At 73.7% G+C, this 18,086-nt stretch carries 9 protein-coding genes and 1 pseudogene; 3 read left to right on the top strand and 7 right to left on the bottom strand.

Features of this window, described 5'->3' with window-relative positions:
- Positions 1-96 precede the first annotated feature (96 nt).
- The gene (locus WME97_RS45475) at positions 97-2,592 is read right to left on the bottom strand and encodes a DUF2169 domain-containing protein (protein ID WP_437547334.1); all 2,496 of its coding nucleotides are present in this window, start codon (positions 2,590-2,592) and stop codon (positions 97-99) included.
- 149 nt (positions 2,593-2,741) lie between these two features.
- Between WME97_RS45475 and WME97_RS45470 the strand changes: the two genes are divergently transcribed.
- Positions 2,742-3,560 (top strand): metallophosphoesterase family protein, encoded by an 819-nt coding sequence (locus tag WME97_RS45470; RefSeq protein WP_437547333.1) that lies wholly within the window; start codon positions 2,742-2,744, stop codon positions 3,558-3,560.
- A 193-nt stretch (positions 3,561-3,753) separates the two neighbouring features.
- On the top strand, positions 3,754-4,215 hold the full coding sequence (locus WME97_RS45465) for a hypothetical protein (RefSeq protein WP_437547332.1): 462 nt from the start codon (positions 3,754-3,756) through the stop codon (positions 4,213-4,215).
- Between the two features lie 345 nt (positions 4,216-4,560).
- On the opposite strand, the pseudogene WME97_RS45460 reads toward WME97_RS45465, so the two are convergent.
- A pseudogene (locus tag WME97_RS45460) lies at positions 4,561-6,432 on the bottom strand (transketolase); the annotation flags it as partial.
- 419 nt (positions 6,433-6,851) lie between these two features.
- Positions 6,852-8,279 carry a serine/threonine-protein kinase gene (locus WME97_RS45455; protein ID WP_437547331.1) on the bottom strand — a complete coding sequence of 476 codons (1,428 nt, stop codon included), beginning with the start codon at positions 8,277-8,279 and terminating at the stop codon, positions 6,852-6,854.
- A gap of 743 nt (positions 8,280-9,022) precedes the next feature.
- Between WME97_RS45455 and WME97_RS45450 the strand changes: the two genes are divergently transcribed.
- Complete coding sequence (locus tag WME97_RS45450; RefSeq protein WP_437547330.1) at positions 9,023-10,036, top strand: aldo/keto reductase; 1,014 nt, start codon at positions 9,023-9,025, stop codon at positions 10,034-10,036.
- A gap of 23 nt (positions 10,037-10,059) precedes the next feature.
- On the opposite strand, the gene WME97_RS45445 is transcribed toward WME97_RS45450, so the two are convergent.
- The 4 genes from WME97_RS45445 to WME97_RS45430 form a co-directional block, all read right to left on the bottom strand.
- The gene (locus WME97_RS45445; RefSeq protein ID WP_437547329.1) at positions 10,060-13,341 is read right to left on the bottom strand and encodes an ATP-binding protein; all 3,282 of its coding nucleotides are present in this window, start codon (positions 13,339-13,341) and stop codon (positions 10,060-10,062) included.
- Positions 13,342-13,374: 33 nt separating this feature from the next.
- A complete protein-coding gene (locus WME97_RS45440; RefSeq protein ID WP_437547328.1) occupies positions 13,375-15,267 on the bottom strand; it encodes a hypothetical protein in 1,893 nt (630 codons plus the stop codon).
- Between the two features lie 128 nt (positions 15,268-15,395).
- Positions 15,396-16,424 (bottom strand): hypothetical protein, encoded by a 1,029-nt coding sequence (locus WME97_RS45435; protein ID WP_437547327.1) that lies wholly within the window; start codon positions 16,422-16,424, stop codon positions 15,396-15,398.
- On the bottom strand, positions 16,421-18,073 hold the full coding sequence (locus tag WME97_RS45430) for a M16 family metallopeptidase (protein WP_437547326.1): 1,653 nt from the start codon (positions 18,071-18,073) through the stop codon (positions 16,421-16,423). The genes WME97_RS45435 and WME97_RS45430 overlap by 4 nt, the downstream gene beginning before the upstream one ends.
- Between the last annotated feature and the right edge of the window lie 13 nt (positions 18,074-18,086).

The following is an 18,086-nucleotide window of genomic DNA, read 5'->3' as shown; positions in this document are numbered from 1 at the left end:
GCTCCTCGCAAGACGATCGTACCCCGCTCCGCCACGCCGGAGCGGACCGGGCAACGCCGGAGCCGCGCCGCGTCCGCGCGCTCCGCCTGGACGCGCTCACGAGCATTCGGGGTCAACGGGGCTCGCCGGCGCCGTCTCGTCGATCTCCTTCATGATGGCGCCCGCGATCTTCGCCCGCCTCCGCGAGGCCCCATGCAGATTGGCACGCTCCAGGTTGGCGCCGCGGAGATCGGTCAGATCGAGCTTCGCGTGCGCCAGCACCGCGGCGACGAGGCGGGTCTTGCAGAACGAGGCTGCGCCGAGGTCGGCGCGGTCGAACCGCGCCGACATGAAATCGCCGCGATCGGCCTTCGCGTCACGCAGGTTGGCGCCGGCGAACGACGCGCCCACGAAGCGCGCATCCTCCAGGTCGGCGCCTGCCAGGTTCGCCGCGGAGAGGATCGCGCCGTCGCCGCGGGCACGAGCGAGCCGCGCTCGCTCTAGGTTCGCCCCGCGCAGCGAGGCGCCGTGAAGGTCCGCCTCCTCGAGCGAAGCCTCGACGAGCTCCGCGCGGTCGGCGCGCGCGTTCGTGAGATCGGCGCGCGACAGATCGGCGCCGCGGAGGTCGGCCTCGTCGAGCGTCGCCTCGACGAGGCTGGCCCCTGCGAGGCGGGCACCACGGAGCCTCGCGCCGCGGAGCGCGCACCGCGCGAGGGAGCGCCCGCTGAAGTCGAGCCCCGAAAGGTCACCGCCCGACAGGTCGTCTCCATCGAAATCGCCGCCTTCGGCGAGCCTCGCCTCGGCGCGCTTTCGCGCCTCCAGCCCGGCGAGCGGCTCGCTCGTCACAGGCGGCGATACGGCTGCCGGCGCCACGACCTCGGGCGGCCGACTCACCCTCTCCGGCAGCGCCACCTCGGCCAGCGCCGGCGGCGCCACCTCGAACGGCGGACTCACCTTCTCCGGCGGTGCAACCTCCACCGGCGGATAGACCGCCTCCTGCCTCGATGGCTCTCGCGCCACGAGCGTCGACCCGGATGACTCCGCCCGAGGAGCCGCCACGGGATCCGGCTCCGGCGGCGGCGCCGATTCCACGACACCGCTCTCAGGCTCTCCCGAGTCGACCAGCGTGCGCCCGGCCCGCGAGCCCCCGGCGCCAGCGGGGCTGACGAGCCGAGGCCCGGGCACGGGGCTCCACGGCGCGCCCGGGATGGGGTCCTCCCCGCGCGACGCGCTCGTCCCCGGCGCTGCCAACGGGAACTGCGCCCGCTCTGCCCCGACCTCCGCGAGCCTGTCCTCGGGGATCGGCATCCTCTGGCCCAGCGGTCCCGTGATGCCTCCGCTCACGGCGACAGGAGCAGGAGCCTGCGGCGCGGCAGGCGAATCACGAAAGGGGAGCACCGGCATCTCCATCTTCCTCTTCGAGAGCGGGCCTGTCTCCACCAACCCTGCGGGCGCCGCTATCGGCCTGGGGAACGAAACGGCCGGCGCCGAGCTCCGGTGCGTCGCCGCAGGGTCCCCAGGGAGCGGCGCGCCGTGCTCCGGCCACGGAATGGTGCCTTTGAGCGTCTCGACACCCGCGAACAGGCGGATGTCCTGGAGCGCCTCCTCGCTCTCCGTCGCGAAGCTGCCCCGCCACACGAGCGAGGCGATCTGTCGATCACCGTCGATGACGAGCGTGTCGGCCACCAGCGGGATCTCCTGCGATCCGCCCACCAGCGCGGCGTCGATGCGGTAGCGGCGCACACGGGCGCGCGCCGAGGGGAGGCGCGGCCAGATGAATGCTTTCCCCGCGCTCAGGTTCTCCAGGAGAATGCGCTCATCACCTTGCAGAAAGGGGATCTGCTGATCGAACGGCGCCGGGTTGAAGGCGCGAAAGTCGAAGTCCTCCGGGATGTCGAGCACCTCCGCCCGCCCCGCGGCGGCGGGATCCGCGCCGGGCGAGCCGAGCTGCGCCGAACGCCGCGCGGCGCCTGGCTCGAAGCCGTTGAAGAGCCGCTTCCGCAAGGCCCAGTGAGGCGCGATCGGCCCGAAGCACGCGGGCCGGTGGGGGCTCGCCGGATTGACCAGGTTCGGGCGCGCTCGCCTTGCGCCCATCGCTGGATCCAGCGCGTCGGCGCGCGCGCCCTCGCCGGCCTCGGAAACGCCGACCGGGTTCCACGGATGGCTGGGCCCGCCCGCCGCGCGCTCGTACACGAGCGGCATCTTCTGGAACGGCGTGGGCGCGATGCTGCCGGGCGTGGGGTCCCCGAAGACGTGGATCGTCTTGTCGAGCAGCGGCCCACCGCGGAAGAGCGCGAGCCTCGCCGAGAGGCCGATCACCGGCCCGGTGGCGTCCGACGCATGCGCGTGCCCGGTGAGCACGACGCCGGCGCCGGGCAGGTACGGCGCGGTGTCGCTCGCGGAGCGCAGGCTCCGCGAGGGGTCGTCGTCGTGAAAGCGGTCCTCGCGCTCGACGGGCTCGGGCGCCACGAGATCCGCGTCGCCGTCCGCGCCGAGGGCGAACGTCGCCTTCACGAGGATCGTGACGCGCAGCACGCCGCCGATGCGCCACAGGACCGCGCCGCACGACACGGGATTCAAGGCGACGATGTCCACCGGCCAGAGCGCGCGCACGCGCCGATCCTACCCGCTCGTGGTCCGGCGCGTGCAGGGAGACTGGGGGAACTTCGCGGCTGTGACGCGCGTGTCCATCGCCGCCAGCGGTCGCGCCACCTCGCCGCCTCGCCCGACCAGGCGCGAGGGGGCTGGAGGCGCCGGCGGACATGGTCTATCGTCACGAGTCCGCCGATCGGACGCCGCGAGGCGCCGAGAGCCGCTCCAACGTCTCGATGGCCGCTGAAGGGGGTCTTGCCATGCGGATCGCGCTGATATCCGACATCCACGGCAATGAAGTGGCGCTCAGGGCCGTGCTGGCCAGCATCCGGGCGACGGGCGTCGATCAGGTGATCTGCCTCGGCGACGTCGCGACGCTGGGGCCGCGGCCCTCGGCCATCCTGGACATGCTGCAGGAGCTCGGGTGCCCGTGCATCCTCGGGAACCACGACGAGTTCATGCTGGATCCGGAGCTGATCCGCACCTACACCGAGGCCCCCATCGTCGTCGACGCGGTGAACTGGTGCCGTGATCGGCTGTCGAGAGACGAGCTCGCCTTCCTGCGCACGTTCCAGGCGCGCCTCGAGATCCCGCTCGACGCGCACTCGACGCTCCTCGTGTTCCACGGCTCGCCCCGGTCTCACATGGAGGATCTCCTCGCGAACACCCCGCCGGAGGAGCTCGATCGCCGCCTCGAGGGCCACGCTGCGACGGTGATGGCCGGGGGGCACACGCACCTCCAGATGCTCCGCCAGCACCGCGGCACGCTCCTCGTGAACCCGGGGAGCGTCGGGATGCCGTTCAAGGAGTACGCGAACGGCGGGCCGCCGACGCTGCTGCACCACGCCGAGTACGCGACCGTGGAGGCGCAAGGCGGCGCGGTCAACGTCAGCCTGCACAGGGTGCCGGTCGACAGGGCCGCGATCCGCGCGGCGGTGAAGGCCTGCGACAACCCCATGCGCGGCGCGCTGCTGCAACAATACGCCTGAGCGAGCCCGGCCGGCTCTGTCGGCCGCGGAGCGCGCGGAGACCAGGGAGCGCGAGCGCCACGAGGCCGCCCGCTGCGCGCTGGCGCCGAAGAATCCCGCGGCGTTGGCGAGGCGGAGGGGCCCGATCCGCGTGCGGCGAGCCGCGGCGATCTGGTAGCCTCGAGGGCGCGCGCCGGAGAGCGATGGAGCCCCGATGACGAAATACGAGCATATCAAGCTGTCCTATGAGGCCTCCAAGGCGGCGATCGGCCAGGTCGCCGAGGAGCTCTTGCAGTGGATATATGAGCTCCGTGACCACATGGCCTGGCCGAGGGACAAGTGGGCGCTCAACCGGATCGCCGGAGACGCCCACGCCAACGGGCTCCTGCAGAGGTTCGTCGTCGAGAATCAGCCCGGCGTCGGCGAGGTCCTGAAGTGCCAGCTGTCCCTCACCGTCGAGGAAGAGCTGCCGTTCACCGTCGACTTCTTCGCGGTGGGCAGGACGGACAGGGGCCTCCTCGTCGTCCTCATCGGCGGAGAGCAGATCACCGTCAGCAAGGCCTCCCCCGAGGCCTTCTTCGAGAAGGCCGTGGAGCACATCCGGCAGCAGGCGAGGCGCGTGGCGAAGACGCGCCGCGTAGGAGCCATCGCCGGCACGCCCCACCGCCCTGCCTAGGCGCAGCGCTCGCCTGGCTGCCCAGGCGGTTCGCCTGGCGCCCGGGCGAGCGCCACCGTGCAGCACTCGCGAACGCCAAGACGGCGCCCCTGCGCTTCACCAACGAAATCCGCCACACCAGAAACGAAAGCCTCAGCCGTACAACACCTACGTAAATTCACGGACCCACGTCAGGAGATTCCTGGCCCAGCTCCTGCATAGCCTTGCACCGGAGCGCCTGAGGGACGGTTTCCCCCCCCACACCGTCGGACGGGCGCTCTTTTTTCTTTTTGTCCGCACCGCCGCCTCGGCACCCGCGCGGGTGCCGAGGCGGGTCACCGCGAGACGGCTCGCGCGAGGCCAGGGCTATCGCGCGCGGCGTGCTTCGCCGGAGAGGAGGCGCTTCGCCGCGCCAGCGATGGAGGCAGCGTCGAGCCCCGCGGCACGCAGGAGCTCGGCCGGGGTGCCCGAGCCGGGCATCTCCCTCACGGCGAGGTGGACGACGCGCGCGACGACGGGCTCTTCGCCGGCCAGGGCCTCGAGCACGGCGTCGCCCAGGCCGCCCTCCGCCCAGTGATCCTCCACGACGACGACGTTTCCATCCGTGGCCTGCACCGCCGCCCGGATGCCGGCGGCGTCGATCGGCTTGATGCCATACGCGTCGAGGACTCGAGCGGAGAGCCCGCTCGCCTCGAGCTCTGCGTGGGCCTTCAACGCCTCGTGGACGGTGATGCCGGCGGCGATGATCGTCACGCGATCGTGGGGTGTCTCGCGCAGCACCTTGCTCCCGCCGATGGGGAACGCTTCGGTCGCATCGTACAGGATAGGCGTCTTCTCGCGCGTCGTTCGGAGATAGACGATGCCCTTCTGGTCGGCCATGGCAGCCACCAGCCGAGCGGCCTGATTGGCGCAGCACGGATAGAGCACGGTGCTCCCGTGGATGGCGCGCATCATGGCCAGATCCTCGAGCCCCATCTGCGACGGGCCGTCCTCGCCGATGGATACGCCCGCGTGCGAGCCGCACACGCGGATATCGGCCCTCGACACCGCGGCCATCCGGAGGAAATCGTGGGCGCGCGTGAGGAAGGCCGCGAACGTCGACGCGAAGGGCGACCAGCGCCGGACGCTCAGCCCGACGGCGGCGGCCACCATCTGCTGTTCGCTGATGAACATCTCGAAATAGCGGTCTGGATAGGTCTTCGCGAACTCCTCGGCAAAGGTCGAGTTGTTGACCTCGGCGTCCACGGCGACGATCTCCGCGCGCGCAGCGCCGAGCGCCTTGAGCGCGTCGCCGTAGGCTCTCCGCGTCGCGACGGCCGTGGAGCGCTCGTAGGTGGGGAGCCTCAGCGGCCCGGCGGTGGGCCGCGGAGCAGGCTCACCCGGCGCAGGCGCCTCTGGCGTGATGACGATATCGCGCATGCCCCCCAGCTCTTCGATCGCCTTCGCGCACTGCGCCTCGTCGAGCGCCTTTCCGTGCCAGCCGTCCTTGTCCTCCACGAGGGACACGCCCTTTCCCTTCACCGTGCGCGCGACGATCAGCGCGGGCGCGTCCGAGGCGCGGAGGGCTTCGGCGTAGGCGCCGGAGATGGCGGCTGGATCGTGGCCGTCGATCTCCAGGGCACGCCAGCCGAACGCGCGGGCGCGCGCCGCATAGGCCGCGGCGTCCCAGCCGAGGGGCGTCTGTCCGCGTTGCCCGAGGCGGTTCATGTCGAGGATGGCAATGAGGTTGCCGAGCTTCGTGTGGCGCGCGTGGTCGAACGCCTCCCAGATGGATCCCTCGGACATCTCGCTGTCGCCGAGCAACACCCAGACACGGTAGGGAGCCTTCTCGAGGTACTTGCCGGAGAGCGCGATCCCGACGCCCATGGGGAGCCCCTGACCCAGGGAGCCGGTCGCCACGTCGACCCAGGGGAGCGTCGGCACCGGATGCCCTTGCAGCGGGCTCCCGAAGCGCCGGTACGACAGGAGCTCCGCGTCGGAGATGACGCCCGCCGCCTTGAGCATCGCGTAGAGCAGCGGGGAGGCGTGGCCCTTCGAGAAGATCACGTGATCGTTGTTCGGGTTCTCCGGATGGCTCAGGTCCCAGCGAAGGTAGTCGCGGAGGAGCACCGCCATGAGATCGGCCGCCGACAGGCTGGAGGTCGGGTGTCCGGAGCCGGCCATCGTCGAGCAGCGGAGGCTATCGACGCGAAGCTGCTGAGCGAGCTCACGCTGACCGTGAGCCTGCTCGGCGCTGCTCCGGTGTTGCCCCTCGGTCCGGTCGCGCCCGCCGCGCGGTTCGTGCCCACGCGGAGGCGCCCCGTGGGGCGCCTGGGTCGACCGCTCGCCAGACGGCGCGGATGAGCGATCCTTCTCGGCCTTCGGCGCTTGCTCTCGATCATCCTGCGCAGGCAGTCCCCGCGGGCGGCTCGGCGCAACGTCTTTCAGGGGGCTGCGTACATGTTTTGGCCGTCTCTTCTCGGCCGGCTTGGGGGCTTCTTGCGCCATGGCTGCACCTGACGCTGCCGTCTTGATGCAAGCAGGGCGCCACCACGCACAAGGCCTGTGTCTGGCCACGACGATGACAGCCAAGCCTGCCTGCATGGCGCAATCGTCGAGCGGCCTGAGGCGTGCGCCGGACCGCTGACATCACGCACGCGCTGGTTGGCAACGACCGCTCAGTGACGCGTCCTGAGCAGCTCGCGTTCGGTGGGTACGCTTCGCGCGCCGGTCGCGCGGTTGCCGCGGGAGATGCGAGCGCTCCACGGCGCCGGGCGCGGGTCGACCGGGCGCGCGGCCTGTGCGGCGAGCGGGCGCGGCGCGGCCGCAGGGACGGAGGCCTCCTCGGCCGCGGGGACGGAGGCGTCGTCGGGCGCGGGGACAGCGGCCTCCACCGCCGCGGCGTCACCCGATCTCGCTGCTGGGCGTGGGCTCGCCTGGGCCGCGATGCGCGCCCGCGCGGCGCGGACCACGGACGCGGCGCGCGCGTCGACGCTCGACGCCCGCAGCGCGGCGGGGACCTGGGCGTGCGCCCACAGCGCGCCGGTCGACAGCACGACGCCGAGCGCCACGACGAGGCCGGCCGCGAGGCCGAGCTTGCCCCGGCGCGCGGGCTCGGCCCGCTCGGCGCGCGCCGGCGCCTCCAACGGGCCGACGGCGGCCTTGTAGGCGGCGACCATGGCCTCGATCGAGGGGAACCGCTCCGTCGGGTTCAGGGCGAAAGCGCGCGCGAACCAGGCCGAGAGCGCCGGCGGGGCCTCCGGGTACAGCGCCGGCCGCGGCGGTTGCGCGCTGGCCAGGATCGAGGCGAGCACATCGCTCATGGTGTGGCCCGGGAAGGGCAGCCGGCCCGTGAGCGCCTCGTAGGAGACGACCGCGAGCGCCCACATGTCCGAGTGCGGGTTGGTGTCCCCATCGCAGGCGTGCTCCGGGCTCAGGTACGCTGGCGTGCCCAGCACCACGCCGCCGATGGTCCGGCGGGGAAAGTCGGCTGGCAGCTCCTTTCGGATCCACTTGGCGATGCCGAAATCCGCGACCTTGGCGCGCACCTCACCGCTGCGCTCCTCCTCGAGCAGCACGTTCGTCGGCTTGATGTCGCGGTGCACGATGCCGAGGCCGTGCGCGACGGAGAGGGCCTCTCCGATCTGGCCGAGGAGCGGGGCGAGCTCCGCCGGGGAGATCGGCCCCCGTTCCTGCATGAGCTGCCTCAGGGACCGACCTCGAACGTAGCCCATGACGAGGTACGGGCCCGCGGCAGGGTCGTTGCCGACGTCGTGCACGGCGACGACGTGGTCCGTCTTCTGCGCCAGCTGCGCCGCGACCTGGGCCTCGAACCGGAAGCGCTCCAGCGCGGTGCCGGCCTGGCTCTCGCGCTGGATCGTGAGGAGCTTGAGCGCGACGTCGATCCGCAACGCCCTGTCGTGCGCGAGCCACACCTCGCCCATGGCGCCGCGTCCGACCAGCCGCGAGAGCTTGTACCGCCCGGCGACGAGCTGGTTGCGCCGCGGGTCCTGGGCTACGTCACCCCGCCCGGCCGCAGAAGAAGCGGGAGCGGCGTCGCCGGAGCGGTCAGAGCGCGCCGCAATGGCACGCGCGCTGTCCGCCATCGGGACATTAACGTCAGATCGTCCACCGGAAGCCGATGCTTGCCACACGAGCAGTACCCTCCGTGCCGTCGCCGTGCCCAGGCTCGTTGACGCGCTGATGCGACAACGCTCCTGGACGCCGAGACCGGGGCATGTCAGCCACGGTACCACCGGGCGGCGGAGGCAGGAATCAGGAATGACGGAAGCGCCTCGCTCAGGCGTCTCCGGATCCACCATGAGGTGCGCAAGGGTGGTGGTTCAGCGCCATGGGGGCGCTCTCGCCCAGGTCAGAACGTGATCTTGATAGCGTCCGCCGACCTGTTCGCCCGACCGAGGTGCAATGCGCCTCTCCGGAGAGGCCATCTCGCTCGAGAATGCGCTCTTGCTCGCGAGGGAGCGAGAGGCGCGGGCGGCGGCTGAGGCCGCGGAGAGGCGCACGGCATTCCTTGCCCACGAGCTGAAGACGCCGCTGACAGGCCTCCATCTCAAGCTCGACGCGCTCACGCGATCGATAAAAGCGTCAAGAGACGGTATCCTCGTCCTGGTTGTCATCGTCGCTCACGTCGCCCGTCGAGGAACGGCACGCCCATCGAGGAACGGCTCCCGCCGAGGCCGCCGGCGCATCGAGATCGCTGGGTTACGTCCGTTCCTCGCCGAGTTACGCCCCTCGGATGGCGCCTGCGCAAGCTCGAGGCGGGCGGCCCGGGAGACGGCATGCGCCGAGCGCGGTCCCGAAGCGGCAGATCGAGCCATGGGAGTGCACGATGAAAATTGTCGAGCTTGGAAATACTGGATACAAAGTAAGCCAACTTAGCCTTGGCTGCATGCAGATGGGCACGCTGACCAGCGAGGAGGAGTCGCGGCAGATGCTCGATCGCTACCTCGATCAGGGTGGCAATTTTCTGGACACGGCCAATTGCTACGGCTGGTTCCTGCGGCGGGGCAGCCACGGTGGCGAGAGCGAGGCGGTGCTGGGGCGCTGGCTCGCGCAGGGCGGCAAGCGCGGGCAGGTGTTCCTCGCGACCAAGGGCGCGGCGATGGTGCGGACCCCCGACGCGCACTGGCGCGCCGACGGCGAGGTCGACTGGACGACCGCCCGCCGCGACTTCGAGGGCGCCGGCCGCGAGACGCTCGAGCGCGCCCTGGAGGCGAGCCTCCGCCGGCTGCAGACGGACTACGTGGATCTGTACTACGTGCACGTCGACGATCGGGTGACGCCGCTCGACGAGACGCTCGAAGCGCTCGCCCGGCTGGTGAGGGCGGGCAAGGCGCGGTTCATCGGCTACTCGAACGTGCGCACCTGGCGCCTCGAGCGCATCCGCCAGCGCTGCGCGGCCGAGGGCTGGCCCGCGCCGGTCGCGCTGCAGCAGCAGCACACCTACCTCCGCCGGCGCCAGGGCCTCGAGCACGCGTCGATCGTGGACGACGAGCAGCTCGACTACCTGCGCGAGCACCCGGATCTGACGCTGGTCGCGTACTCGCCCATCCTGAAGGGGCTCTACGATGCCTCCGCCGAAAAACGGCGGGGCCACTGGGCCATGCAGCCCTACCTCGGCAGCGACACCGACGCGCGCCTCGCGGCCGTCGCCGAGATCGCGCGGCGGCTCGGCGTGCTGCCGCACCAGCTGGTGCTCGCGTGGATGCTGCATCAGCGCGCCCCCCGCGTCGTCCCGCTCGTGGGGCCGCGGACGCTCGAGCAGCTCGAGCAGAACCTCCGCGCCGTGAGCCTGGAGCTGCCGCCCGAGGTCTGCGCGGAGCTCGACCGCGTGAGCGGCTGAGCGGCGCGCCCCGGCCGTGGCGCTCAGGACCGGGGGGCGTAGACGCAGCGGACGCCGGTGCGCAGCGCCGCCTCGAGCGCGTCGGCGATGGCGGGGCTCGCGGCGCGGATGCGGCGCAGCGCGAGCGTCAGCCGGCGGCGGACGTTGACGCGCGCGCGCTCGACCGCGGAGGCGCCGCGCCGCTGTCGACCTCCGAGGCCGAGGCCGCGCGAGAGCTCTCGGGTCACGGCCTCGAGCTCCGCGGCGAGCCGCTCGCGCCGCCCGAGATCGCCGAAGCTCGCGGCCTCGTCCATCTCGGCGCGCAGCTCACGCAGCCTCGCTCGGTACTCGCCGAGGGCGCGCGCGTCGTGGATCTCGCCCGCGTCGCCGCCGTCGACGCCCTCGGAGCTGCCCGAGAGCTCGAGCACGTGGAACTCTCGACCGGGCTCTTCCACGAGCTGCGCCAGCATGCGCATGCCGCGGCTGTCCTGCACCCGGCACAGGTCGCCCGGGCCGCTGACGGTCCAGTATTCGCCCTCCCGCGTGAGCCGCAGCGGGGCCGCGCGCTCGAGGCGACGGCGGGCCGGCGCCGGCGAGGGCTCGCTCGGGGCGAACGGCGCGGGCCGCGCCCCTTCGAGCTCGGTCAGCGCCCGGCGGCAGCGCTCCTCGAGCGCGCTCATGCCGACCTCGCCCGCGAGGGCCGCGGCCCGCTCGAGCCGCTCCCGGGCGCTCGCGGTCAGCGCGCCGCGCTCGCCGGCCTCGGCCGTGCGCCGGCGCGCGAGCGCGACGCGGGCGTGATCGTGGTGGATGCGCGCCAGCAGCGGCCGCGCTTCGAGCCTCTCGGCGGAGGCGAGGGCCGCGCGGGCGTGCCGCTCGGCGTCGTCCCAGCGCGACAGGACGGCGCTCAGGCCGAGGAGCGCGTGATCGACCAGCCCGTGCAGGGAGAACGCGGTCGTGGTGAGCACGAAGGCCTTGCCGGTGGACGGGGCGAGCTCGTCGTAGAGCGCCTGCGCCCAGGGCGCGTCCCCCAGCGCGCACGCGATCTCGACGGCGAGCTCCGGCATGTGGATGTACCCGGCGACGCTCGGGTCGCCCGGCTCGGCGCGCGGCGGCTCGGGGCGCGGCGGCCCGGGGCGCCGCAGGAAGCCCGGGTAGCCGCGCGCGCACAGCGCATCGAGCGCCGCGCGCGCGGGCCCCTCCTGGCCTCGCCAGCTCGCGAGCAGCGCCGTGAACAGGAGAACGGCGGCGCTCTCGGGCGCCCGGCTCGACAGCTCGCCCAGGAGGCGCTCGAGGCGCTCGGGGTCATGGCGCCCGAGCGCCCGCGAGAGCGGCCGCGCGGGGACGAGCGCCGCGCCCTCCGCGTTGCCCTGATCGCGCCGGCGGCGCGCCTCGTTCTCCCAGCGCAGGGCGCCCTCGAGGTCGCCCTGCCACTCGGCGCGCATGGACCGAAACATGGCGGGCACCCAGTCATAGCGCGGCTGGCCGAGCTCGCTCGCGAGCGCCTCGCAGCGGCCGAGCGCGCGATCGAAGCCGCTCGCGTCGAGCAGCTCGGCGCGATCGAAGGCGAGGCGCTGCGCCGCGAGCAGCGCGCGCGGGCCGTCGCCGAGCCGGATCGCGAGCTCGAGCGCCTCGGCGTTCAGGCCGGCGCGCTCCTCGGGCGGCGCAAAGTCCATCAGGGCGCCGAGCGCGGCGTGAAGGACGGTCAGCGAGAGCTCCGGATCGTCGAATCGCCGCGCCATGGCGATGGCGCTCCGGGCGAGGGCCATCGGCCCCTCGGGATTGAGCTCGGGCTGGCGCGCGCTGGCGAGCCGCGCGCTGACCCGCGCGGCGAGCGGGCTGTCGCCCGGCGGCAGGGACGCGAGGGCCTCGCCGAGCAGGCGCGCGACCTCGCGATCGACGTCGCCGACGCGGCTCTCCGCGCCGAGCGCGAGCGCGGCGCGCGCGAGGAGCGCGCCGTCACCCCGGGCCCGCGCGAGCTCCACGGCCCTGGCGCACGCGGCCTCGGCGCTCGATCGCAGCTCGGCGCGCGCCAGCGCCTCGACGTGCGCGACGAGCAGCTCCCCCTGCCGCGCCGGATCGACGGGCGAGACGAGCGCCTCGGCCTCGAGCGCTCGCTCGTAGAGCGCGGCGGCGTCCGCGAAGGCGAGGCGGGCCATCGCGAGCCGCGCGGCGCGCTCGGCGGCGCGCGCGGCCCGCGGCGCCGACGCGACGCCCGCCTCGAGCCAGTGGCGCGCGATCTCGTTCAGGGGCGCGGCCGCCGGATCGCTCTCGTGGCGGCTCTCTAGGGCCTCGGCGGCGCGCTGGTGCAAGAGCGCTCGCCGCGCCGGGGGCAGCTCCTGCACCAGCGTCTCGGCCACGAGGGCGTGCGAGAAGCGGTAGGCGCCGGCGCTCACCGGCGCCAGCACGCCGAGGCCGCACGCCTCGCGCGCCGCGGGCTCGAGCTCCGCGGCGGGCCGCTCGAGCAGCGCCGCCACGAAGGGCAGCCCGAACTCTCGCCCGACGAGCGCCGCCGCGCGCAGCGCCTCACGGTGACGCGCCTCGAGGGCGGCGAGGCGCTCGCCGATGAGCGCCCGCAGCGTGACCGGCAGCTCCGCCAAGGAGCGCCGCGCCGCCGGCTCGGGCAGCCGCAGGAGCTCGCTCACGAAGAGCGGGTTGCCGTCGCTGGCCGCGTGGATCCGGCGCGCCGCCGCCGGGTCGTCCTCGCCCGTGGCGTGCTCGACCCAGCGCCTCACGTCCTCGAAGGAGAGGCGCTCCAGCCCGACGTGATCGCAGAGCCGGGCGAGCCGCGAGAGGCGCCGATCGAGCTCCGGGCGGCGGCCGTCGAGGTCGCGCCGGCTGCCGAACAGCGCGACGCGCTCGGCGTGCAATCCCCGCGCGACGTATTCCATGAGCTCGATGGACGAGGGGTCGACGGCGTGGAGATCGTCGAAGAAGAGCGCGAGCGGCTCCTCCCGCGCGTGCGCCGAGAGGTGGCGAGCGACCGCGTCGTAGATCTGAAACACGTCCGCGCCGCGCGCAGGCCCCCCCGGCGCGAGCTCGAGCAGCAGCCCGCGCAGCCGGTCGGCGAACGCCGCGGGCGCCCGCGGCCGCCCGAGCAGCGCGCGTAGGATCTCGATCCACGGCCAGAAGCTCGGCGCCTGGCCGAGCTCCCACCCCCGCCCCCACGCGACCGCGAAGCCGCGCGCGCGCGCTCGCTCGGCCAGCTCCTCGAGCAGGCGCGTCTTGCCGATGCCAGGCTCGCCCGCCACGAGGGCGCTCGCGCTGCGTCCGGCCAGCGCTGAGCCAAGCAGGTCGTCGAGCCAGCCCTGCTCTCGGTCGCGACCCACCCAGGCTACCTGACGCCGGAGCACGCGCCCACTCTACAACCGGGCGGACGCGCGTCGGCGGCGACGCCTGAGGATTCGATGAAGGGCCGCCGCCCAGACGGCCATCAGCGAGGCCAGAGCGCCCGTCGGGGCGGCTCGGCTGGTCACCCCGCAGGCGCAGCCCCCGCCTTCATCGCCTTCTCCACCTTGACCGTTCGATGTGCTGGACCCGCCGCTGGAGGCGGATGACCCGGCGCCGCTGCCGGCGCCGGCGACCACGCACGTACAACCGTTCGGCTGGTCGGGAGGAACGCACCCCGCGGAGCAGCTCCCGGGATCGTCGCCGTCGCATGCTTCGGGAGCCTCGATCTTGCCATCGCCGCATCGACTCGTGGTCTGACACGACTGACCCGGGCAGGAGCACGTCTCGGAGCAGCCCCGGAAGCTGCTCCACATGCACTCACCCATCTCTCGTTCGCGATTGCCCCCGTCCTTGTTGGTCCCATCGAGCTCGGGCACCCTTCCAGAGCCCGAGAGACACTCCCCGTTCCCGTCAGGACCGTAGTCGGAGCCGTACTGGCCCCCGACGGGGGCGCAGGGATCCGGCTGTGTCAAGGCGCCGTGGTTGACCCAGCGATCCGCATAAGAGAGGAGGACGTCCTTGTTGACCGGCCATGCCGACGCGAGCGCAGGCATGAGCCGCATGAGCAGCGCCGAGTATTTCGTCGGTTTGGCCGTGTTGTCTTGATACCATTCGCCAGGCTCGAAGCCGCCGTCGATGTACCCATAGGGGTCTCGAATCGTCCGGGTCGATCGATCGGCGAAATCGCTCCAGTACTCCTCCTCCGTACCGACGGGCTGCCCCCACAGGGGGGTGCCGTTCTTGCCAGCGTAATAGCTGGCCGTCTCGAAGAACCGGCCCGCATCGACGGCCGAGAGGTCCGCCAGCATCGCCGGGTCGGCCAGCATCGTGGCCGCGAAGGCATAAGCGAAGAGCTTGCCGCCGCCATTGCCGCCGCCGCCTCGGAACAGGCTGGCGCCCATCTTGTCGACGCCCCAGATGTCGATGCCGTGCTGCACGTAGCCGACGAGCACGGGGAGCTTGGCGGCGAGATCCTCCTCGGGCGTGCAGGGCGGCGCGCCGCAGACATCGGCGAGATGAAGCCAAGCGTAGACGTCTGTGTCGCGCGCCCAGATGTCGGTCGACCACGGCCTGCCGTCGGGAAGCGCGTCCTCCGGCGGCATGAGGTCGCACGTGACCGAATGGCTCGTGTAATCGAGGCGGAGGTGGCGCGTCCAGGCCAGGGCCCTCTCCAGCGAGGGTGTTTCGGCGCACGCGGCCTGGAGACGGGACAGGAGCTGCGTCTGCAGCGTGGAGGTCGAGAGCACGGGCTTGTTCGTGCCCACGAAAGGAGGACGAAAGGTCGTGCTCGGGTCGGCGGGAGGCGCGTCGATCACCGTGACCACCGCCGCGAAACGCCCGCATGACTTCTCACCGGCGCCATCGCAATCGCCCGACGGGTTGTCGGACACGTACTTCACGACGGAGCTGCCGGGCGGCGCAGCGTGAGGCAGGCGGATGGGCGGAGCATGATCGTCGAGCCGGTCGTCCCACCGCTGCGGCCCGTCGGGGGAAGGGTTCACGTCCACACCGTGACGGCCGCCGGCCGCCTCGGGCGTGATGGTCGTGATGCTGGCGGCGCCGTTCTCGCTGATGACGAAGTACTCGCCCGTCGCATACTGACCACAGGCATAGGCCTTATCGAAGCGGAACGTGATGTCGTTGCCCGACCCCGACGGCGCCTCGTAGCGCAGGCAGGGGCCGCTCGAATCGGACGTGAGGGCGCTCGGGCTCCCTGAACAGCCGCAGTCCGCCCTCGCCTGCGCGTCAAGGAGAACAACCGCCGCCGAAGCGGCGAGTGCGACGGTCAACAGGTGGAGCTTCATCCTGTACACGACCTAACACGGGGCACGCGCACGAGGGATGCCGGTCAGCCCTCGTGCGCTGTTCTACGGGCGGCGCTGCCTCTGCGCCGCACGGGTAGCGGCGACGGAGGCGGCGCGTCCCGGGGCGGTCAGGGCGAGACGCAGGGCACGCTCGGCGCGGCGTCCGGCGAGAGGAGCGACGGCAGCCAGCGCCGCAGCACCAGGGGCACCATGGCGTCGTGGGGCATCGGCTCCGTCGGGACGAGCGGCTCGAGCTCGCGGAGGACGCCGGGCGCCGCGGGGTGCGCCTCGACGCCGCGCTGGAAGGCGCGGCGGAAGTCGGCGATGGGGCGCTTGACCCAGGTCATCGTCTGCCACGACACGACGACGTGCGTGGTCGGGCGCGAGCGCGCGAGGGGGAGCGCGATGTCGACGTCCATGCACGTGTCGATCACGAGCGCGGCGTGCACGGGGGTGGACGCGCCGAGCGCGGCCGCGATGCCGCCCGCCTTGTTGCAGCCGCCGCCGGAGTGGCCCGCGACGACGACGCGCGCGCGGTCGAGGGTCGCGACGCCGCGCAGCCGCGCGGCCGTGGCGTCGAGGAACGCGTCCAGATCGAAGGCAGGCCAGCTCGTCCGCGCGACGGCGACCGCCGCCGGGAGCACGGCGCTCGGCGCGGCGACCAGCATCGGCGGGATCCGGCCCGCCTCCATGAGCTGCGCCGCGATCCGGCGCACGTCGCCCTCCTGGCCGCCCCCCATCCAGCGGTGCTCGATCCGCGCCTCGTTGGTGCCGTGCAGGAACACGAGGATCGGCAGCGGCCGCGCGGGATCGGCGGCCGCGAGGCGGTGCACGAAGGCGCGACCCCGCCAGCGCCGCTCCGGCGGCACCGGGGGCGCGGCCGCCCCGGCCTGCGCTGCGCCCTGCTCGGCGGCGCCGCTCGCCGGCGCAGACGGGTGCTCGTAGTCGTACGTCGCGCCGTCGAGCTGCCCAGCTGCCGATGTCGACGCCGCCGGCGCTGCGGCCACCGGCGCTGGCTTCGGCTGCGCCCCCACGGCGCCCGGAGAGGACGCGGCCGCGAGCGCCGCCGCGAGCGCGAAGGCGCGCGTCGCGGGCGCTAGCCCACGCACCGCCGCCCGCGGAGCGCGCGCGCCCCCGCGGCGCCCGGCGGCCGTCACTGCGGCTCCTCTGCCGGCGCCGCGCGGCCAGCGCCGGGCGCCGGGGCGGGCGAGGCGCTCGCGTCCCGCGGGATCGTGCGCTTCCGCTCGAAGGCGCGGGTCGGGTCGACCACCTTGACGTCCCCGAGGCGGCTCAGCATCGGGCCGATCGCCTGGGCGTCGCCCACCACGACGATCGCGGCGTGCGCCGGTCGCACGTTGTCGTGCGCGACCTTGCCGGCGAAAACCGGTGTGATGTCCCGGAGCTCCTTGCGGTAGCTCTCGTGGTGGTCGTCCGGCAGATCGAGCGCCTGCATGACGGCGAGCTCGTCCGCGAGCCCGGTGGCCGTCCCGAGGCCCAGGCCGAGGCCGGCCGTGAGCCGTCGCGCCGCGGCGTCGACCTCCTCCTGCGAGGGCGCCGCGGCCGCGAGCTGCTCCGCGTGCTCGAGCATCGCCTGCGCGGCGAGGCCCGTGCGCGCCGCGGGGACGCGGACGTGGGCCAGGAGCGGGACGGGCCCGTGCGCGACGTCGAGCGGCGCCGCGGACACCTCGCGCGCCGGCCCGCGCGGCTCGAGCAGCTCCTGCGAGAGGCGCCCGGAGGGGCCGCCGAGGACCTCGCCCGCGACCGCGAGCGCGGGCCACTCCGAGGCGCTGCGCTCGGGGCCGAGCACGCCGAGGAAGAGCTCGCTCTCGGCGCTCTTCGGGCGATCGACGATCGTGATCTTGAGCGACGCCGGAGGCACCGGATCGGTGAACGAGAGCGCCGGCGGCTCCGCGCCGCGGCGGTCGGTGAAGGCCTTCTCCACCGCCGCGCGCGCGGCCTCGGGCGTCGTGTCGCCCGCCACCACCACCACGGTGTTCTTCGGGACGTACCACGCCGCGTGGAACGCGCGGCAGTCGGCGGCGGTGATCTGCGGGAGCTCCGCCGCCGTCGCGCCGAACGAGCCGTAGGGGTGCAGCTCGGTCGGGAGCGCGTAGAGGTCGCGAAAGAGGACCATCAGCGCTCCCCAGCGGCCGTCCGAGCGCGCGCGCTCCCTCGCCGCCTCGGCGGCCTGGGCCTTCAGCTTGGCGAGCTCGGCGGCGTCGAGGCGCGGCCGCTGCACGACGTGCCCGAGCAGCAGGGCCGCCTCCGCGAGGCGATCGCTGGGCGCGCGCAGCCCGATCACGGTCGCGTCGAGGCCTGTGTCCACCCGCAGGGAGGCGCCGAGCGACTCGACGCGCGCGAGCAGCTCGCGGCCGGGGAGGCCGCCCGCGCCCCCGCGCAGGAGGAGCTCGCCCGTGAGCGCGGCGAGCCCCGTGCGCTCGCCGTCGGCCGCGGAGCCGCCGCGGATGACCACCCGGACCTCCACGAGCGGCAGCGCGCGGCTCACCGCCGTGGCGACGCGGAGGCCGCTCGGGAGCTCGGCCCAGGCGATCGCGGGCATGCGCGCGGGCTTCGCGGGGCCGGACGGCGGCGGCTGCTCCCCGCGAGCGACCTCGGCCGGCGGCGCCGCTGGCGCAGACGTCGCCGGGGCGGGCCTCGCCGGCGCGCCCGCCTGCGCGGGCGGCTGCGGCGCCCGCCCAGCAGCGCAGCCGCACGCCACGGCGGCCGCGAGCGCCGCGGTCCAGGAGAGCCAGGGGCGCGCTGTCCGTCGCCCGCGCAGGTCGCGTCGCTCGCTTCGCTCGTTCATCGCGTCACGCGTT

The sequence above is a fragment of the Sorangium sp. So ce367 genome (assembly GCF_051520455.1).
Lineage (GTDB): Bacteria > Myxococcota_A > Polyangia > Polyangiales > Polyangiaceae > Sorangium > Sorangium cellulosum_B.
Note: the sequence above shows the minus strand (reverse complement) of the source record. Positions and strands in the feature narration are given on the sequence as shown.

Bases quoted from the DNA above. Each gene is read 5' to 3' on its own strand.
- WME97_RS45430 (WP_437547326.1), bottom strand. From the start codon at position 18,073: ATGAACGAGCGAAGCGAGCGACGCGACCTGCGCGGGCGACGGACAGCG.
- WME97_RS45465 (WP_437547332.1), top strand. From the start codon at position 3,754: ATGACGAAATACGAGCATATCAAGCTGTCCTATGAGGCCTCCAAGGCG.
- WME97_RS45470 (WP_437547333.1), top strand. From the start codon at position 2,742: ATGGTCTATCGTCACGAGTCCGCCGATCGGACGCCGCGAGGCGCCGAG.
- WME97_RS45455 (WP_437547331.1), bottom strand. From the start codon at position 8,279: ATGGCGGACAGCGCGCGTGCCATTGCGGCGCGCTCTGACCGCTCCGGC.
- WME97_RS45450 (WP_437547330.1), top strand. From the start codon at position 9,023: ATGAAAATTGTCGAGCTTGGAAATACTGGATACAAAGTAAGCCAACTT.
- WME97_RS45440 (WP_437547328.1), bottom strand. From the start codon at position 15,267: ATGAAGCTCCACCTGTTGACCGTCGCACTCGCCGCTTCGGCGGCGGTT.